Here is a 17761-nt window from a genome sequence, read left to right as displayed (position 1 = left end):
GGAGGTCGGGGTGTCCCAGCTGTTCTCCGGTAAGGCCCGGCCGGGGTCCGTGGTGGGTCCGGTGGTGGTGCCGTCGCCGTAGTCGAAGGTGTAGGAGACCGGGGTGGCTCGCACCCGCACCGGCTGCCCCAGCAGGGTGATCTCCAGTTCCTGGGGGCGGCTGTCGGTGTAGATGTTGGTGTGGTAGTTCTTCAGCGTGTTGGGGCCGGGCTGGATGCTCACGGTTCCCGGGTGGATGGGCATCTTCTTCAGGTCCTCGGCGGTGACGGTCGGGGTCGGCGGTGCCGTGACTCTTTCGGCGGCATCCTCGGGGGACTGGGATCCGGGAGCGGCGCAGTACTGTGTCTCGGTGCGCTCCCATTCTCCGCCGGACTTCAGGCGCCGGTGGACCACATGGACGACGCCTTTCTTGTCGTCCTCGAGATCGCAGGATCTGTTCAGTGAGCAGTAGTCATCCGCTGCCTCGGTACCGGGCAGGGGGCATCCATAGTGTGCGTAGTACTCGTAGGGGTCCTCAGGTGCGACAGCGCTGGAGGATCCCCCACCCCCACCGTTGCCGCTTCCTCCGGGGGCAGGTTCCGTGGGTTTTCCGCCGGGGGTTGTCCCTCGACCGCCGATGTGTATTTCTCCACCGCGAGTATTCCCCCATGTCTCATCCTCCTCAGCGGCGAAGCTAGGAGAGAATTGGCATACGATGAGAAAAGCGAAGATGAAGGAAAGAAATCCTTTTCTAATTGTCACCGTAATCAATATCCTGTATGTCAGAAATGCGAATTAATTTCCACTCACCATCTGTATAATCGAGGTAAATATTCTGAGGCTGGCCATTATATGAGTTTCCTGGAATTCTTTTAGAGTTTCCACTCCTATCCCACAGCCTGCCGTCAGGGCGAGATTGATATACATAAAGTATGTAATAGCCCTCCACGCGGCCCCAGTATCCATCGCTTTCGAGCCGGTACGAGGGTAACCCCTCGGTGACCCATTGCCCATTTTTGTAGTATTCACCGAATTTGTCGAATAATTCTGCATATCCTGGAGCGTCGGCGCTGACGGCATCCGCCGCGTACTGCTTGTCTCCGGTCTGGACCAGGTACTGCATCGAGTCCTGCCAGTACTGCATGAAGGCCTTGGCGCCGTCGAAGGTCTCCTCCTTGGCGGCTTCCGGCAGGGTCGGCACCGGCACGTTGCGGGCCGGGTGCTCCGGGGTCGCCTTCTCGTACCCGGTGGAGGACGCCGACGCCGAGGACGAAGCACTGGCCGAGGCGCTGGCCGATGCCCGCGGGTCCGCGGTGCCGACCACCTCACCGCTGCTCTCACCCCCGCAACCGGACAACAGGAGGGCGCCGGCCAGGACCAGGGGCGCCAGGGATGATGCGGGACGGTGCGAACGGGCCACGGGAGCCTCCGGGTGCTCGAGGGTCAGACGGTGATCATGCGAGGTGAATCACTCAGGTCCCCCGAGACTAGCCCATCCCGCACCCGGCCCGGAAGGTTTTCCACACCCCGGACCGCCCACCCCACCGACCCGGCGCATCCGTTCCCGGTCGAGGGCTATTCGGGAACGGGAGCGCCGTCTCGCGCAGGGCGCGCCCGGCCTCGCCGTCGCGAGGGTCCCGGGGCCGCCGCACCCCGCGGCAGAGCCGCGTCGGTCAGCATCACCGCGCCGAGCAGCGCCACCGCGATCCCCAGGGAGGCGCACACATCCGTGAGCCAGTGATACCCCAGGTAGATCCGGGAGGCCGCGACCGTGCCCGAGGCCAGCGCTGCCATCGCAAAGGCCAGGAGACGCGGGCCCCGCGCCCGCCCACGGGTCAGCAGCCACGCCAGCACCAGGGCGGCCGTGGCGAACAGGCAGGTGTGCCCGCTGGGGAAGGAGAAGCTGCGGTCCGCGCCGTCCACCATGAAGGCCGCCGGCGGCCGGGTCCGGGCCACCAGGACCTTCAGCGCCGTGACCGAGACGCTGGCCAGCACCACGGCCCCGGCGAACAGGAGGGGGTCCCGGCGGCGGGTCCTGAAGAACCAGGGGATCGCGGCGAGCACCGCGAGGATCGGGATCACCTCCGGCGTCGCTGCCCACGTCACCGCGGTGGCCGCCTCGTCCAGGATCCGATGCTGGTCGGCGGCCGCCAGGCGCTGGAGAGGATGATCGAACAGCGCCAGATGCTCGCCCTCGACCTCCCAGTCCCAGATCCGCCAGGTGCCCACCGCACCCAACGCCAGCAGCATCGTCCCCACGACGACGTCGCGCCGTCTGCTTCCCTGTGCCATGTGCTCGCTCCTCGTCGGGTCTCCTCGCGGCGGCAGGCTGCGGCAGCACGGGATCGGTCCAACGGCACAGGATAGGAGGCGGTGCTGGACCCCGGCTGGAATCACCCGGGGAGAAGCCCGGAACGCCGCGCGTCGTCCACAGCAGCCCGGGGTGTTCACCCGCGGTTCACCCGCACTCGGTACAGTTGCGCACATCACTCGCACCGTCTCTTCCGGGGGTAACCCATGACCATCCGCCATCTGCGCTCGGGTGCCGGGGCCGCCGTCGCCGCCCTGCTCGTCCTGCTGCCTGCCGCGCCCGCCGCCCATGCCGCCGAGGAAGCCGGGACCACCGAGTTCACCCTGTTCAACATCAACGACTTCCACGGCCGCATCACCCCGGAGATCGGGATGGGCCTGGTCGCCACCCTGCAGCAGCAGCGCGCCGCACACCCCAACAGCCTCTTCCTCTCCGCGGGGGACAACGTCTCCGCGAGCCTGTTCGTCTCCTCCGTCCAGGACGACGAGCCGACCCTGGACTACCTCAACGCCCTCGGTCTGCAGGCCAGCGCCGCCGGCAACCACGAATTCGACAAGGGCCTGGCTGACCTCACCGGGCGCATCTCCGAGCACGCGGACTTCCCGATCCTCGGCGCCAACGTCGTCGACCCCGCCACCGGGGACCCCGTGCTCAAGCCCTACACCATCCTCCAGACCGACGACGGCGTGAGAGTCGCCGTGATCGGCTCCGTCACCGCCGAGACGCCCCAGCTGGTGGACCCCTCCGCGCTGGGCGGCATGGAGTTCACCGATCCCGTGGCCGCCACCAACCGCTACGCCGAGCAGCTCAGCGACGGCGACCCCGACAACGGCGAAGCCGACGTCATCGTCGCCGAATACCACGAGGGGGTGCGCACGGACGATCCCCAGGACCGCATCGTCACCCAGACCAGCCCCGCCGTGGACGTCATCTTCACCGGACACACCCACGAGGAGTACGTGCTGCCGCCCGGCGGCCAGACCGGACCCGGGCAGCGCCCCGTCCTGCAGACCGGCAACTACGGGGACAACCTCGGCGCCGTCACCCTCACCCTGGATACCCGGCACGAGGTGCGCGGCGCCCGGGCCGAGCTGATCGCCAATCCCAAGAAGATCCCGAACGCCCAGACCATCGCGGCGGACCCCGTCCTGCAGCAGGCGCAGCGCGTGCTCACCGACGCGAAGGAGCACGCCGATCGCATCGGCAGTCGGAAGCTCGCCGACCTCGCCGCCCCCGTGACCACCGGCTGGGACCCGGACCAGGCCGAGGCCAAGGGCGGCTTCGACCAGCGCGACCGGGAATCGACCATGGGACACCTCGTCGCGGACATGTACCTGCACGCGGCGAACGGCACGGGGCGGACTCCCGCGGATCTGGCCATCGTCAACCCCGGCGGTCTGCGCGACGAGTTCCCGGCGGGTCTGCGCAGCGACCCCTCCGTCACCGCGGATCAGATCACCGTGGCCGACGCCGTCTCCGTGCTGCCCTTCGCCAACAACCTCTGGACCACGCAGCTGACCGGCGCCCAGCTGCGCCAGGTGCTCGAGGAGCAGTGGCAGCAGGACAACGCCGGATCCATGGCCACCCGCCCGTACCTGCAGCTGGGGCTGTCCTCCAACGTCACCTACACCTACACCGGCGAGCCCGGTGCCGCCGGCTACGCGACCCGCGGCGACAACATCGACGAGGTGCGCATCGACGGGAAGCCCCTGGAGGAGGGGCGCACCTACACCGTGGCCCTGCCCTCCTTCCTGCTCGGCGGCGGGGATAACTTCTCCACCCTCGCCCAGGGGACGAACGCCAAGGACACCGCCGTCGTGGACTCCGACGCCTTCCAGGACTACCTGCGCGAGCTCGGGGTCGTGACGCCGCGACCGGAGAAGCAGGCCGTCCGGGTGTCCGAGAAGCCGGAGGCATATGACCTCTCCGGCATGTACACGGTGTGGGTCTCCGACCTCGCCGTCGCCTCCCCCGGGATCCCGACTCCCGAGCGGCTGAGCGTGCGCATCGGCGGGCGCGACGCCGGTGAGGTTTCCGTGCGAGACGGCGCCGCGGAGGTCTCCGTGCCGCTGTCCGGGCTGGGCCTGGACGCCGGGACGCACGAGGTCGAGCTGACCGAGCCGACCACCGGCACGCACGTGGTGATGAACGCCGACTTCACCGGAGCCGGGGCCGAGCCGACGCCGGAGTCGAGCCCTGCTCCGACGAGTGAGCCGACGCCGGCCCCGACGGGCGCGCCGACCAGCGCGCCGGGCCCTGTCCCGACGGGCGAACCGGTCCCCACCGCCGCTCCGACGGCCACGGCGGGGCCGGATCTCCCCGCACCGGGACCCTCCGCCTCTGACGGCCGGGCCGGGATCGGAGGGGGTGGGAGCGATGACCTGCCCTCCGGCGGCGCCCTGAGCGTGGAGCCGAACGGGGTCGCGGCCGACTCCGCCGAGACGGGGCCGGGCGGGCTGGCGAGGACCGGCGCCCAGGATCCGGTGCGGATGGTCCTGGCCGGTCTGCTCGTGCTCGGGACCGGTGCGGCCCTGGTGCTGATCCGTCCGAGACGCACCCGCTGAGCGATTTCACGGGAGCCTAGACTCGGCGCCATGATGGCGAACCAGCGCAGACCCCTCTCCCCGCAGACCGGATCGGCGGGCCCGGCGGAGGAGCGCCCCGAGTCCCCCGGAGATCCGAACGGCGGGACCCCGCATCACCGGAGTCCGCATGACGGGGGCCCACATCACGGGGGCCCGGGGGATCGGCGGGGACCGCTCGCCGTCGTCACCGGGGCCTCCCGCGGCATCGGGCGGCTGGTGGCCGAGGGGCTGCTGGACGCCGGGTTCCGCGTCGTCGTCACCGCCCGCTCCGAGGACAGCCTGGAGCCGCTGCGGACCCGCGGGGCCCTGCCGGTGGTCCTGGACCTGGCGGATGAGGAGTCGATCCGGCGGGCCGCGGCGAGCATCCGCGAGCTCGGCCCCGGCCCCCACCTGCTGGTGCACAACGCCGGGTACGGGCAGCAGGGCGCCCTCGAAGAGGTCGACGACGACGCCGCGACCCGCCAGCTGCGCGCCAACGTGCTCGGCCCGATCTCCCTGACGCGGGCGCTGCTCCCCGGGATGCGCCGGGCCGTCGACACCCGGCCCACCGACGTCGACCGCCAGCCGCGGATCGTGCTGGTGACCTCCGTGGCCGCGGATCTGCACCAGCCGATGAGCGGGTGGTACTGCGCCTCCAAGGCGGCGCTGGCCTCGCTGGCGGACACGCTGCGCCTGGAGCTGCGCGGCAGCGGCATCGATGTGGTGGAGATCCGGCCCGGCCCGGTGGACACCGGGTGGCAGCGCCGCGAGGCGCAGGAGCTGCGGGAGGCGGCGCGCGGCGGCCGCTACGAGGCGCTGGCCGCGCGGGTCGCGGACCGGGCCGAGCGCCGGGCCCCGCGGGGTCTGGATCCGGCGCGGGCGGCCCGCCGGATCATCGACGCGGCCACCGCCTCCCATCCGCGGGCCCGGTACTCCCTGGGGCGCGGCGTCGGCGCGGCCCGCCTGATCGCGGCGGCCGCCCCGCCCCGCCTGAAGGACGCGGTCCTGGCCCGGTACTTCCGCTGAGCACTGGATGGTCCTATATTGGACACATGTCCAATAAGCCGTCGCGGACGCGACTGAGCTCCGAAGGCCGGCGCGCGCAGCTGCTGCGCGTGGCCACCCGGCTGTTGGCCGAGGGCGGCGTCGGGAACCTCTCCATGAGTGCGGTGGCCCAGGAGGCCGGGATCGGCCGGGCCCTGCTCTACCACTACTTTCCCGGCAAGGAGGCGCTGGTCGAGGCGGTGTTGGCCGAGGAGTCCCGGCGTCTGCTCGAGGCCACCGAACCCGCCGTCGGACTCAGCCCTCGTGAGGCGGCCCGACGCGCGTTGGACGCCTATTTCCAGGCCTTCGACGCCAGCTCCGGAGGCATCCGGGAGCTGTACGCCCCCACCGCGGACACCGTCGCCGGAGTGCACGTGATCACCGCCGCCAACCACGACGTCCAGCTGCGGCGCATCATCGAGCTCACCGGCGTCCCGGACACCGCGGAAACCCGTGTGCTGATCGGAGGCTGGCTGGCGTTGGTCGAGCACCTGGCGACGACGCGCAGGCACGCTCCCGGAGCCTATCGAGGCGAGCTGATCGAGCGCTGTCTCGCCGCCCTGGAGGCCGTGCTGGATCGCCCCCTGCCCTAGAGATCGTCCCTCCCCCGACGTCAGAGCCCGGACCGCGGGTCTGAGACCGCACCAACCCCACACCCACCCCCATCCCCTGAGGAGAACTCCCGTGAACATCCTGCTGCTCGGTGCCACCGGAAACGTCGGCTCCCGCATCCTCGCCCAGGCCCTCGACGCCGGGCACCGCGTCACCGCCTACGTCCGCCGCCCCGAAGCCCTCACCGCCAGGGACGGTCTGGAGATCGTCGGCGGCCAGCTCGACGATGTCGAGGCCTTGACCGGCGCGGCCCGAGACGCCGAGGTCGTGATCGTGGCGGTGACCGGCCCGATGAAGGACCGCACCTTCATGCAGCGCAGCCTCCCGTCCATCCTCGAGGCCGTGCGGGCCGCCGGAGCCGGCCGGGTGGTGCTCACGTCGGTGTTCGGCGCCGGAGACACCGCGCAGAAGGCTTCGTGGTTCGCCCGCGGGATCTACCGCACCGCGTTGCGCGGATTCCTGGCGGACAAGGAGGCCGCGGACCGGCTGCTGATCGACTCGGGGTTGGAGCACACGATCGTCTACCCCGTGAACCTCAAGGACGCCCCGGCGCGGGAGGAGGCCGCCGTCGAGCCCCTCGATGCGGTGGCCACCGTGCCGGGGCTGCCCACCCTGCCCTTCGATGCCGCCGCGGTCGCCCTGCTGCGGGTGGCCGTGGACCCGGATGCTGCCGGTCAGCGTCTGCTGATCACGACCCGGAAGGGCTGGAAGCCGGCCCGGGACTGAGGCCGCGTCAGCCCGGGGGCCCGTCCGCGGGCCGGCCCCAGGGGCCGGACCGCGGGGCTCAGGAGACGCGCAGCACGATCTTCCCCGCCGTGTGGCCCTCGCGGCTGGCGGCGAAGGCCTCGGGCAGCCGGTCCAGCGGGAAGGTGTCCGCCACGCGCACGGTCAGCGCGCCGTCCTCGGCCAGGCGGGCCAGCTCGGCCAGCCCCTCGGCATCGGGGTGGACCCACAGCCACTGCCCGCCGTGCTCCAGCACCTCCGGGTCGGCGATCGAGGCGTGGGCGCCGCCCTCGGCCAGCACCGCGGTGGTGGTCTCCACGACACCGCCGACGAAGTCCGCGACGATCTGCACCCCGTCCGGGGCGAGCTCGCGCACCCGCTGGGCGAGGCCCTCCCCGTACTCCACCGGCTCGGCCCCGAGCTCACGCAGCCAGGCGTGGTTGCGCTGCGAAGCCGTGCCGATCACCCGGGCGCCGTAGGCCGCGGCGATCTGCACGCCCATCGAGCCGACGCCGCCGGAGGCCCCGTGGATCAGGACGGTCGTGCCGCGGTTCTCCTGCGGATCGCGGGAGAGCCCCAGCCGGGTCAGCACCTGCAGCGCGGTCAGGCCCGCCAGCGGCAGACCCCCGGCCTGGTCCCAGTCCAGCGCGGCGGGCTTGCGGGCGAGGGCCCGGGCGGGGACGGTGGTGTATTCGGCGAAGGTGCCGTGGTGGATCCAGTCCCGCCGGTTGTAGGCGATGACCTCATCGCCCTCGGACAGACCGGGGGTGTCGATGCCGGTCGCGGCGACGACGCCGGCGACGTCCCACCCCGGCACCACCGGGAACTCCGTGTGCATCAGGGAGGACAGGCCGCCGGACATGATCTTCCAGTCCACCGGGTTGATCCCCGCGGTGCGGACCCGGACCAGGACCTCGCCCGGCCCGACCTCCGGGAGGGGACGCTCCTGCAGCTGCAGGACGGCGTCGTCGCCGAAGGAGGAGTAGGTCTGCGCGCTCATGCTCTGCTGTTGGGTCATGGGCAGTGCAACCGAGTGCGGCCGGTCCGCATTCCGGCCGTCTCCCGGCCGTGTCGCGACGGTGGCCTGCGGCGGTGCCGCCGGTTCAGGACTCCGGGTTCAGCGGCTGTCCGTGCTCCTCCTGATAGGCGGCCAGCCGCACCTTGGCCTTGCGGTTCTCCCGCCAGATCTCCAGGCCCACGGGGATCACGGAGACCAGCACGATGACGATGACGATGAGGTCTACGTGCTCGCGGATGAAGGTCACGTTGCCCAGCCACACGCCGGCGAAGGTCAGCAGCAGCACCCACAGCAGGGCGCCGGTGATGTTCCACTTGGCGAAGTCCCGGTAGCGGTAGTGGGCCATGCCCGCGGTGAGCGGGACGAAGGTGCGCACGATCGGCACGAAGCGGGCCAGCACCAGCGCCTTGCCGCCGTAGCGGGCGAAGAACGCGCTGGCCTTGTCCAGGTTCTCGTAGTTGAGGATGCGCCCGGTGGGGGAGAAGAGCCTGCGCCCGAACCACCGTCCCAGCATGTACCCCACCTGGTCCCCGAGCACCGCGGCGGCGGCCACGGTCAGCAGCAGCACGGCCAGGTTCAGCCCGAGCTGCTGGTGCAGCAATCCGGTGGTGAACAGCAGCGAATCCCCCGGCAGGAACGGGAAAAGCACGCCGGATTCGATGAAGATCATCAGGGCGACGACGCCGAGCACCCACGGGCCGGCATCGGCCAGCAGCTGCTCCAGGTCCACCCCGAACAGGCCGAGGGGTGCCGTGGGCAGGGCCGCGACGTGGGCGGCGAGATCCAGCAGAGGTGTCATGGGTCCGTTTCCGGTGGTCGGTCGGGGTCACCCCATGGTACGCGCCCGGCGCTGTGGCGCGGCTGAGAATCACCGGCCGTATCCACAGGAGCCTGGCGGGGGCTTCGCCGTGTCAGTCGCCGGTGCCACCATGGGGTCATGGACACCCACGACGCCGCCCGGCCCAGCCTCGATCCCGCCCAGCCCGATCCCGACGCCGCCCTGCGCGAACGGGCCCTGATGGCCCTGCGGGCACTGACCGGCAACCCGTCTGCTGACTTCCATCCGGGCCAGTTCGAGGCGATCCGCGCGCTGGTCGCGGACCGCGCCCGGGCCCTGGTGGTCCAGCGCACCGGGTGGGGCAAGTCCGCGGTGTACTTCCTCTCCGCGCTGTTGCTGCGCCAGGAGGGCGGGGGACCGGCCCTGATCATCTCCCCGCTGCTGGCGCTGATGCGGGACCAGGTGGCCGCGGCCGAGCGGGCGGGGGTGCGCGCTGCCGCCGTGAACTCCGCGAACGCCACCGAGTGGGCGCAGATCCAGGACCGGGTGCGCGCGGGAGAGCTGGACGTGCTGCTGGTCAGCCCGGAGCGGCTGAACAACCCCCGGTTCCGCGAGGAGTGGATGCCGCAGCTGATGCGCACCTGCTCCCTGCTGGTGGTGGATGAGGCCCACTGCATCTCCGACTGGGGCCACGACTTCCGCCCGGACTACCGGCGCATCCGGGATCTGATCCGCGCCCTGCCTGCCGGGGTGCCGGTGCTGGCCACCACGGCCACGGCCAACCGCCGGGTGGTCGCGGACATCGAGGAGCAGCTGGGGGTGGGTCAGGAGGTGTTCACCCTGCGCGGCCCCCTGGCCCGGGATTCCCTGCGCCTGGGGGTGCTGAGCCTGCCGGACAACGCCGCCCGGATCGCGTGGCTGCTGGCGCACCTGGGGGATCTGCCGGGCAGCGGCATCGTCTACGCCCTGACCGTCTCCGCCGCGGAGGACACCGCCCGCATCCTCGCCGAGGCGGGGCACGAGGTGCTGGCCTACACCGGCCGCACGGACGCGCAGGATCGGGAGCAGGCGGAGTCCGCCCTGAAGGAGAATCGGGTCAAGGCGCTGGTGGCTACCTCCGCGCTGGGGATGGGCTTCGACAAGCCGGACCTGGGCTTCGTCGTGCATCTGGGCGCGCCGAGCTCTCCCGTGGCCTACTACCAGCAGGTGGGGCGTGCGGGGCGCGCCACGGACAGCGCGGACGTGCTCCTGCTGCCCGGGAAGGAGGACCGGGAGATCTGGCGATACTTCGCCACCGCCTCGATGCCCACCGAGGAGAACGCCCACCGCATCCTGGGGGCCCTGGGTCGGGCCGGTGGGCCGATGTCCGTGGCGGCGCTGGAGGCCGCGGTGGATGTGAAGCGCTCCTCGCTGGAGCTGCTGCTGAAGGTGCTGGCCGTGGACGGGGCGGTGGAGAAGGTCTCCGGCGGCTGGGCCGGCACCGGTGCGTCCTGGACCTACGACGCCGCCCGGTACGAGCGGATCGCCCAGGCGCGCCGGGCCGAGCAGGACGCGATGCTGGAGTACGAGGCCGGGCGGATGTGCCGCATGCAGTTCCTCGCCGCCCAGCTGGATGATCCTGACGCCGCCCCGTGCGGCCGGTGCGACGTGTGCGCCGGACCCTGGTATCCGACGGGGGCGGATGAGGAGGCCGTGCGCCGGGCCGAGCACGGTCTGGTGCGGGTGGGGGTCCCGATCGAGGCGCGCTCGCAGTGGCCCAGCGGCATGGCGACCCTGGGCCTGGAGGTCAGGGGGAGGATCCCGGAGCAGGAGCGCGCCGAGCGGGGCCGGGCCCTGGCCCGCCTGACGGATCTGGGATGGGGCAACCGGCTGCGGGAGATCTTCGCCGCCGACGACGCAGGACACCCCGTGGACCGAGAGGTCCCGTCGGATGTGGGCCGGGCCTGCGTGGGCGTGCTGGCCGAGTGGGACTGGGCCGCCCGACCCGCGGGGGTGGTCGCGGTGCCCTCGGTCTCCCGGCCGCGGCTGGTGGACTCCCTGGCCCGGGGCCTGGCTGCGGCAGGGCGTCTGCCGTATCTGGGGGCCCTGGAGCTGGATGGGGCGGTTCCGCCGGGACCGCGCGGCGGGAACAGCGCCTACAGCCTGGCGGGGGTGTGGGGGCGCTTCGGCGTCGGCCCGGAGCTGGCGGCGCGACTGGCCGAGGTGGAGGGCCCGGTGCTGCTGGTGGATGACCTCGTGGACACCCGCTGGACCCTCACCGTGGCCGCCCGGCAGCTGCGGTTGGCCGGGGCGCCGGCGGTGCTACCCTTCGCCCTGGCGATGCGCGGGTAGCCGGGGCGGGCCGTCAGCCGCCCTCGGCCAGGCGGCGGTTGGTCTTGGCGGTCGGCACCGCGTTCCACGGGTCCTCCGGCCACGGGTGCTTGCGGTACTTCGCCCGGTTCTCCGCCCGCACCTGGGGGTAGGCGTTCTCCCAGAAGGACCGCAGGTCCGCCGTGACCGCCAGGGGTCGACGGGCCGGGGAGAGCAGGTGCAGGAGCACCGGCACCCTGCCGTCCACCACGCGCGGGCCCTCGGCCCAGCCGAAGCATTCCTGTAATTTCACGGCCAGCACGGGCGGAGCGGGGTGGGCCCCGGGCTGTCCGTCGTGCTCCTCCGGGGCCGGGTAGGTCAGACGGATCGCCGCCCCGGAGGGCACCCGGATCCGCTCCGGCACCAGCTCCTCCAGCCGGGAGGCCTGGGGCCACGGGAGCAGCCGACGCAGCGCCGACACCGCATCCACCCGGGCGGCGGGCGTTCCCTCGGCGATCTGCTCCAGCTCCGGACCCAGCCAATCCTCTGCCGTCTGCGCCAGGTCGGCCGGCAGCATCGAGGGCCAGGGCTCCCCGAGCACCCGGTGCAGCAGCCCCAGTCGGGACCGGAGGGCCTCGAAGCCCTCACCGGGACGCAGCACCCGCATCAGCCCCTCCCGGGCCAGGGACTCGGCGACGGCGCGGCGCCCCATCTGCCGGGTCGGGCGCACCGGGGTGGCGGACAGCTCGATGCCTCCGAGCCGGGTCACCTCCCGCGCCGTGACCCTCCCGGCAGCGAAGCTCCCCGTCCGCTCCGTGACCAGCAGGGAGCCGGCGGCCAGCTCGGCGGTCTCCCGGTCGATGTCCGCGGCCGAGCGGATCAGGGCCCGTTCGCCGATCAGCTGCACCTCGGCCACGGCCAGCCATTCCTGCCCGGCCCAGGCGGTCTCGCGCGGCAGCTCGGCGGCGGTGCCCGAGGCCATCAGATACTCCCGCTCCGTGCCGGGACGAAGGCGGGCGATCCGCTGCGGGAAGGACAGGGCGGTGACCAGCCCGGCCGCGGCGGCATCCGCCGCGTCGGATGGCCCAGAGGAGTCCTCACCGGGCCCGTCTCCGTGGTCGTCGTCGTGCCCTTCGGAGAGCAGCAGCTCCAGCCTGCGGGCTTCCCGCAGCCAGGTCCGGTCCCGGTCCTGACGCAGCCTGCGGATCAGGGCGGTCAGGTCCGTCCCGGGGGCGCGCTGGTCGCCGGCCAGCGCGGCCACGACCTCCGCGGCGGCCCGGGAGCCGACCAAGGCGGCGCCGTCGAACAGACCCCGGGCCAGGTGCGGATCAGCCGGCACCTCGGCCAGGCGCCGACCCAGGGCGGTGGCCTCCCCGGCCTCATCCAGCGCTCCCAGAGCCGCGAGCTCGCGGTGGGCCAGGGCGCGGGTCCGCTGCGGAAGGGGATCCGGCAGCGCCAGACCCACCCCGTCCGGAGTCCCCCAGCAGGCCAGGTCCAGGACGGCCCCGGTCAGCTCGGCCGTGGCGATCTCCGGCGGGGTGTCCGCGGGCCGCGCCGCATATTCCGCTGCGGACATGCAGCGGATGGCGACGCCCGGGGCCTCGCGGGCCGCGCGCCCGGCTCGCTGGGTCATCGCGGCCTTGGACGCGCCCACCGTGACCAGCCCGCTCATGCCGCGCACGGTATCCACGCGGGCCTGCCGGTCCAGTCCCGCGTCCACCACCTGCCGCACCCCGGGCACGGTCAGGGCGGATTCGGCCAGGTTCGTCGCCAGGATGATGCGGCCCGTCCCGCCCGAGGCCGGGTCCAGGATGCGGTCCTGCTCGGCGGCGGGGGTGGAGCCGGTGAGGGTGAGCACCGGGGTCGGCAGATCCCGCAGCCGGCTCGCGACCCGCTCGATCTCCCGCGCCCCGGGCAGGAAGACCAGGGTGTCGCCCACGGAACCCGCCTCCCCGGCGGAGTCTGATACCCGGGACCCGACCCCGCGGGAGGCTCCGCTCGCGGAGCCGGCCGGAGCGGTTTGGTGATGTTCGCGCACCACCGAGGCCACGTGGGCGAGGAAGGCCTCGGCGACGCCGCGGGTGTCCTGCGCCGGCCCCGCGGCGGGAGCCCAGCGCTCCTCCAGCGGGTGGATCGCGGCATCCACCGAGGCGATCGGGGCCGGAGCATCGGCCCGGCTGTCGGAACCGGGAGCGCCCAGCAGCCGGGCCCACCGAGGGGCGTCGAGAGTCGCGGACATGAGCAGCAGCCCCAGATCCTCCCGCAGCTGCACCAGCTGCTGCAGCATCGCGAAGGCGAGGTCCGAGTCCAGATGCCGCTCGTGCACCTCGTCCAGGATCACCGCGTCCACCCCGGTCAGCTCCGGGTCCGCGAGCAGCCGGCGCAGCAGCACCCCGGTGGTCGCGAACTCCACTCGCACATCCGGGCCCATGACGCGTTCGCCGCGCACGGCGTGCCCCACCAGCTGTCCCGGCCGGGTGCCGCTCAACGCCGCCAGGCGGCGCGCGGCCGATCGGGCGGCGATGCGTCGCGGCTGGGTGACCACCACCCGGCCGGGCCGATCCGCCAGGCCGGCCAGCAGGTTCGCGACGAGGGGCGGCACCAGCGTGGTCTTGCCCGTGCCGGGCGGGGCCTCGACGACGCCGCGCAGCCGCCCCGTCCTCGAGAGCCACCCGCGGATCTGGGGTGCCAGCGCCAGGGCGGGCAGGTCCGCACCGATCCGCCGGAGGTCGAAGGGGCCCGCATCGGCAGTTCCCGCGTCGTCGGGCCCGGGGCCCGCCCGGTGAGGGGAGGGATGGGCCACGCTCAGCCCCGTCCGGGCAGGTTCTCGTACAGGGCGCGCGCGGTCACGAGGTCCTGCCACCCCATGCCCACGGTCTTGAACAGGGCGGGCCCCGGAGCGTCGGGGGCGTCCTGCGGCCCCGGGGCGCACACCAGCTCGCGCAGCGGCCGCAGCCGCTCGGCGCTGAGGATCCCGGAGGCCGTCCCCTGCACGATCTCCCCGGCCTCGCGCAGCGCGGTCTCCGGGTCCTCCACGTACACGCGGGCCCGGGCCAGCAGGGCGTCATCCACCTCCCGGGCGTCGGGGGTGTGGGAGCCCATCGCGACGACCACCGCCCGCTCATCCACGACGGAGCCGTCGAACAGGGGATCCGCCGAGGCGGTGCAGCAGGCGATGATCGGGGCTCCGGCGGTGTCGTCGGCGTGGGCCACGTGCACCCGGTACCCGTCTCGGCGCAGCCTCTCCACGGCCGCGCGGGTGCGGGCGAGGTCCCGCCCCACCAGGCCGACGCGGGAGATCTGGCGGATCGCGGCGATGGCGTGGACGTGCTGCAGCGCCTGGGGGCCGGTGCCGAAGACGATCAGCTCACGCGCCTCGCCGTCGGCCAGCAGGTCCACCCCCAGGGCGGAGACGGCGGGGGTGCGCACCGCGGTCAGGGCGGTGCCGTCGATCATGGCCAGGGGTGAGAGGGTCTCGGCGTCGTGCAGCAGGTAGCCGCCCTGGATGGTGGGCAGCTCGCGGTCGGCGTTGTCCGGGCACAGAGTGAGGATCTTGATGCCGGCGTAGCCGCCGACCTCGCTGGGCATCATCAGGAACCGGCCGCGGCTCAGGGGCGCAGTACGCCGCTGGAGATCCTCGGCCGGGTCCAGCCCGTCCAGGAGGGACTGGCGCAGGGCGTCGACGGCGGCGCGCATCGGCAGGTGGGCGGTGACCTGGTCGGCGCCGACGTGGCGGATCAAGGCGGAGGGCTGCGCGGGCACGGGACATCCCTTTCCGGGGCGCGGAACGGCCGGTGCCTGAGCGCCCCGATCGACGGTGCTGGCCTGCCCCGAGTGTACCCAGGCCCGTCCCCACGATCCGGGAGCGCGCCGTCGCCCCGGGGTATGCGAAAGACCCCCGCCTCCCCGGAGATGCCGGGGAGCAGGGGCCTTCGCTCGGCGCGGTGACGGAGGGATTTGAACCCTCGGTACGGGGTTGCCGTACACGACATTTCGAGTGTCGCACCTTCGGCCGCTCGGACACGTCACCAACGTCAAAGCACTGTACCGGGTGGCCGGTGCCCGCTCAACTCTCCGACAGGGGGCTCTGGATGTACCCGTCCACCAGGGTCATCGCGGCGCGGGCGGCCTCCTGGGTGGTGCGTCGGGTCCGGCTCAGCTCCCGGTCCATCGCGAGCATGAACGTGGTGCCGAACAGCCCCACGGCCAGGGTGTGCGGATCCGGGTGCTCGTTCACCCGGTAGGTGCGGGACAGGTCCGTGATCAGCTCGGTGACCCGCTCCAGCAGCAGGGTCCGCTGATCCCCGATGACCTCGGAGAGGGACCCGGAGGGGCGCCAGATCTCGGCGATGGCCAGCCGGGCGAAGCCGCCGTGCTCCTCCAGGAACCGCAGCGCCGCGATGATGCCGCGGCGCAGCCGCTCCCGCGGATCCTCGACGCCGACCTGTGCGTCCTCGATGGCCTCCAGGACCAGCTGGATGCCGTGGCGCATCAGCCCCTCGACCATCGACTTCTTGGAGCCGAAGTTGTAGTAGACGGTGCCCTTGGAGACCCCGGCGGCGGCCGCGACCTCATCCACCGTGGTCTGGGTGGGGCCCTTCTCACTCATGATGACCATCGCGGCCTCGAAGAGCTTCAGCTGGGTGCGGGAGGTGCGCCCGGGGCGCCGGGCCCCGGGGCGCCGCCCCGACGCGGGCGCGGTGCCGGCGGCGTCGGGGCGGTTGTCGGTGCGAGCGGTCATCGTCCTACGCCTCGATCTCGGGGTGCAGCTTGGACAGGGTCCAGGTTCGGGAGCGGATCGCGCCCAGGAAGCCCAGGGCGATGCCGATCAGCAGGTACCCGACCATCATCCACACGATCGTCCAGACCGAGGACTCATCCACCCCGTAGGCCAGGCGCCGGATCGCGGTGATCGAGTGCCCCATCGGGAAGGCGTCGTGCATCCACAGCAGCGGCTGGGGCAGGGTCTGATACGGCATCAGACCGCCGCCGGTGACCAACTGGAGGATCAGCAGGATCAGCACCAGGAGCTTGCCCGGATTGCCCAGCAGGAAGATCAGGCCCTGCCCGATCGCGCTGAACGTCACCGAGACCAGGAGCATGAACCACAGCACCAGCCAGGGGTGGGCCATCTCGAACCCGAGGGCGAACTTCACGACGGTGAACAGGATCGCGGCCTGCGCCACGGAGACCACGGCGAACGGGATCCAGGAACCCAGCATGATCCGGAAGTTCGAGGTGTTCGACGCCTGCGCCCGCTCATTGGAGGGCCGCACGAACTGACCCGTGATCAGCACGCCGATCCACAGCGCCAGGGACATGAAGAACGGCCCCATGCCCTCGCCGTAGTTGGCGGCCGTGGCCAGCGAGTCGTGGTCGTTGGCCACCGGATCGGACATGACCTTGGCCAGCGAGCTGCGCTGGCTCTCATCCAGGTTGGGCACCTTGTTCGCGCCCTGGCGCAGCCCGTCGGTGAGGTTCTTCGACCCGTCCTCCAGGTCCGAGGAGCCGCTCTGCAGCTGCCCGGCGCCGTCATCCAGCTGGGTCGCGCCGGAGACCGCGTCGTCCGTGCCGGAGGCGAGGGTGTAGGCGCCGTCGCGAGCCTGGGTCTGCCCGTCCAGCAGCTGCTGGGATCCGCTGACCAGCTGGCCGGTGCCGTCGGTGAGCTCACCGGTCGCGGAGTTCAGCTGCTGCGCGCCGTCATCCACCTGGTTCACCCCGGAGACCAGCTGACCGGTCTTGTCGTTCAGGGTCTTGGCGCCGTCGGCCAGCTCGCCGGTCTTCTCATCCAGGGTCGCGATGCCGGACTTCGCCTCCCCGGTCTTCTCGTCCAGGGTCTTGGCGCCGTCGGCCAGCTCGCCGGTCTTCTCGTCCAGGGTCTTGGCGCCGTCGGCCAGCGTTCCCGCGGCGGAATCCGCGGACTTCACTCCCTGGGCGAGCGTGCTGGAGCCGTCCTTCAGCTGGGCGACGCCGCCGGTGAGCTGGTCGATCTGCTGGGCGATCTGGGAGACGCCGTTGGCCGCGCAGGTGGAGCTGCGCAGGGAGGCGAGATCCTTGCCGATGTCCGTGGCCTCGAAGTCGTTCAGGCCCTTCGCGGTGGCGTCGTTGATGCGCTGGTGCGCCTGCTCCCCGCCCAGGGTGCCCACGATCGCGTCGATCTGCTGCTGGGTGAGGTCGATCGTGCCGTCCTTGACCTGCTGCTGCAGGGTCTCGCGCACGATCTTCGCGTTCTCGGACACGACGGCGTTGGACACGTCCGTGCCCAGGCGACCGGTGGCCTTCTGGTCGTTGAACGAGGACAGGTCCCGGCAGACTCCGGTCAGGTTGTCGCCGACCTGGCTGATCCCGGACTCCTTCAGCTGGGTGTCCAGCTGGCCGATGCCCTGGTCCAGCTGGGTCGCGCCGGTCACGAGCTTGCCGGTGCCGTCCTTCAGCTGGGTGGC

13 protein-coding genes, 1 tRNA gene and 1 pseudogene are annotated in these 17761 nt (G+C 72.3%); 5 read left to right on the top strand and 10 right to left on the bottom strand.

What is annotated here, in order from left to right; genetic code table 11:
• From KKR01S_RS09995 to KKR01S_RS09985, 3 genes and pseudogenes are all read right to left on the bottom strand, one after another.
• A pseudogene (locus KKR01S_RS09995) lies at positions 1-393 on the bottom strand (hypothetical protein); the annotation flags it as partial.
• A gap of 337 nt (positions 394-730) precedes the next feature.
• Positions 731-1399, bottom strand: a complete 669-nt coding sequence (locus KKR01S_RS10845) for a DUF6318 family protein (protein ID WP_131800613.1) — start codon at positions 1397-1399, stop codon at positions 731-733.
• A gap of 155 nt (positions 1400-1554) precedes the next feature.
• Positions 1555-2271, bottom strand: coding sequence for a phosphatase PAP2 family protein (locus KKR01S_RS09985; RefSeq protein ID WP_058730572.1), 717 nt, complete (start codon positions 2269-2271; stop codon positions 1555-1557).
• Positions 2272-2496: 225 nt separating this feature from the next.
• Here KKR01S_RS09985 and KKR01S_RS09980 point away from each other — a divergent pair, with 225 nt between their 5' ends.
• From KKR01S_RS09980 to KKR01S_RS09965, 4 genes are all read left to right on the top strand, one after another.
• Positions 2497-4854, top strand: coding sequence for a bifunctional metallophosphatase/5'-nucleotidase (locus KKR01S_RS09980; protein WP_061225913.1), 2358 nt, complete (start codon positions 2497-2499; stop codon positions 4852-4854).
• 30 nt (positions 4855-4884) lie between these two features.
• Positions 4885-5880: an SDR family NAD(P)-dependent oxidoreductase gene (locus KKR01S_RS09975; protein ID WP_061225912.1), complete on the top strand. Its 996-nt coding sequence runs from the start codon at positions 4885-4887 to the stop codon at positions 5878-5880.
• Between the two features lie 26 nt (positions 5881-5906).
• On the top strand, positions 5907-6491 hold the full coding sequence (locus KKR01S_RS09970; protein WP_061225911.1) for a TetR/AcrR family transcriptional regulator: 585 nt from the start codon (positions 5907-5909) through the stop codon (positions 6489-6491).
• 91 nt (positions 6492-6582) lie between these two features.
• Complete coding sequence (locus KKR01S_RS09965; RefSeq protein WP_061225910.1) at positions 6583-7236, top strand: NAD(P)-dependent oxidoreductase; 654 nt, start codon at positions 6583-6585, stop codon at positions 7234-7236.
• 58 nt (positions 7237-7294) lie between these two features.
• Here KKR01S_RS09965 and KKR01S_RS09960 read toward each other — a convergent pair whose 3' ends face one another.
• Positions 7295-8233, bottom strand: a complete 939-nt coding sequence (locus KKR01S_RS09960; RefSeq protein WP_099049770.1) for an NADP-dependent oxidoreductase — start codon at positions 8231-8233, stop codon at positions 7295-7297.
• Positions 8234-8336: 103 nt separating this feature from the next.
• Positions 8337-9050, bottom strand: coding sequence for a VTT domain-containing protein (locus KKR01S_RS09955; protein WP_081046101.1), 714 nt, complete (start codon positions 9048-9050; stop codon positions 8337-8339).
• Between the two features lie 138 nt (positions 9051-9188).
• On the opposite strand from KKR01S_RS09955, the gene KKR01S_RS09950 reads away from it, so the two are divergent.
• Complete coding sequence (locus KKR01S_RS09950; protein WP_058730744.1) at positions 9189-11360, top strand: RecQ family ATP-dependent DNA helicase; 2172 nt, start codon at positions 9189-9191, stop codon at positions 11358-11360.
• A 13-nt stretch (positions 11361-11373) separates the two neighbouring features.
• Here KKR01S_RS09950 and hrpB read toward each other — a convergent pair whose 3' ends face one another.
• The 5 genes from hrpB to KKR01S_RS09925 all read right to left on the bottom strand — a co-directional run.
• A complete protein-coding gene (gene hrpB / locus KKR01S_RS09945) occupies positions 11374-14121 on the bottom strand; it encodes an ATP-dependent helicase HrpB (protein ID WP_081101700.1) in 2748 nt (915 codons plus the stop codon).
• A 2-nt stretch (positions 14122-14123) separates the two neighbouring features.
• On the bottom strand, positions 14124-15080 hold the full coding sequence (locus KKR01S_RS09940) for an ornithine cyclodeaminase family protein (protein WP_207483643.1): 957 nt from the start codon (positions 15078-15080) through the stop codon (positions 14124-14126).
• A 180-nt stretch (positions 15081-15260) separates the two neighbouring features.
• Positions 15261-15348 (bottom strand) — tRNA-Ser (locus KKR01S_RS09935).
• A 36-nt stretch (positions 15349-15384) separates the two neighbouring features.
• The gene (locus tag KKR01S_RS09930; protein ID WP_058730745.1) at positions 15385-16059 is read right to left on the bottom strand and encodes a TetR/AcrR family transcriptional regulator; all 675 of its coding nucleotides are present in this window, start codon (positions 16057-16059) and stop codon (positions 15385-15387) included.
• A gap of 4 nt (positions 16060-16063) precedes the next feature.
• Positions 16064-17761, bottom strand: a 1698-nt coding sequence (locus KKR01S_RS09925) for a YhgE/Pip domain-containing protein (protein WP_165596171.1), incomplete at its 5' end; no start/stop codon positions are given.

It is taken from the genome of Rothia kristinae NBRC 15354 (genome assembly GCF_001570865.1).
GTDB classification, from domain to species: Bacteria; Actinomycetota; Actinomycetes; order Actinomycetales; family Micrococcaceae; genus Rothia; species Rothia kristinae.
The sequence above is the reverse complement of the archived record's forward strand: the minus strand, read 5'-3'. Positions and strand labels throughout refer to the sequence as shown.

Excerpts from the sequence above, each read along its gene's own strand:
- KKR01S_RS09955 (WP_081046101.1), bottom strand. The coding sequence starts at position 9,050 with ATGACACCTCTGCTGGATCTCGCCGCCCACGTCGCGGCCCTGCCCACG.
- KKR01S_RS09950 (WP_058730744.1), top strand. The coding sequence starts at position 9,189 with ATGGACACCCACGACGCCGCCCGGCCCAGCCTCGATCCCGCCCAGCCC.
- KKR01S_RS09970 (WP_061225911.1), top strand. The coding sequence starts at position 5,907 with ATGTCCAATAAGCCGTCGCGGACGCGACTGAGCTCCGAAGGCCGGCGC.
- KKR01S_RS09960 (WP_099049770.1), bottom strand. The coding sequence starts at position 8,233 with ATGAGCGCGCAGACCTACTCCTCCTTCGGCGACGACGCCGTCCTGCAG.
- KKR01S_RS09980 (WP_061225913.1), top strand. The coding sequence starts at position 2,497 with ATGACCATCCGCCATCTGCGCTCGGGTGCCGGGGCCGCCGTCGCCGCC.
- KKR01S_RS09985 (WP_058730572.1), bottom strand. The coding sequence starts at position 2,271 with ATGGCACAGGGAAGCAGACGGCGCGACGTCGTCGTGGGGACGATGCTG.
- KKR01S_RS09930 (WP_058730745.1), bottom strand. The coding sequence starts at position 16,059 with ATGACCGCTCGCACCGACAACCGCCCCGACGCCGCCGGCACCGCGCCC.
- KKR01S_RS09975 (WP_061225912.1), top strand. The coding sequence starts at position 4,885 with ATGATGGCGAACCAGCGCAGACCCCTCTCCCCGCAGACCGGATCGGCG.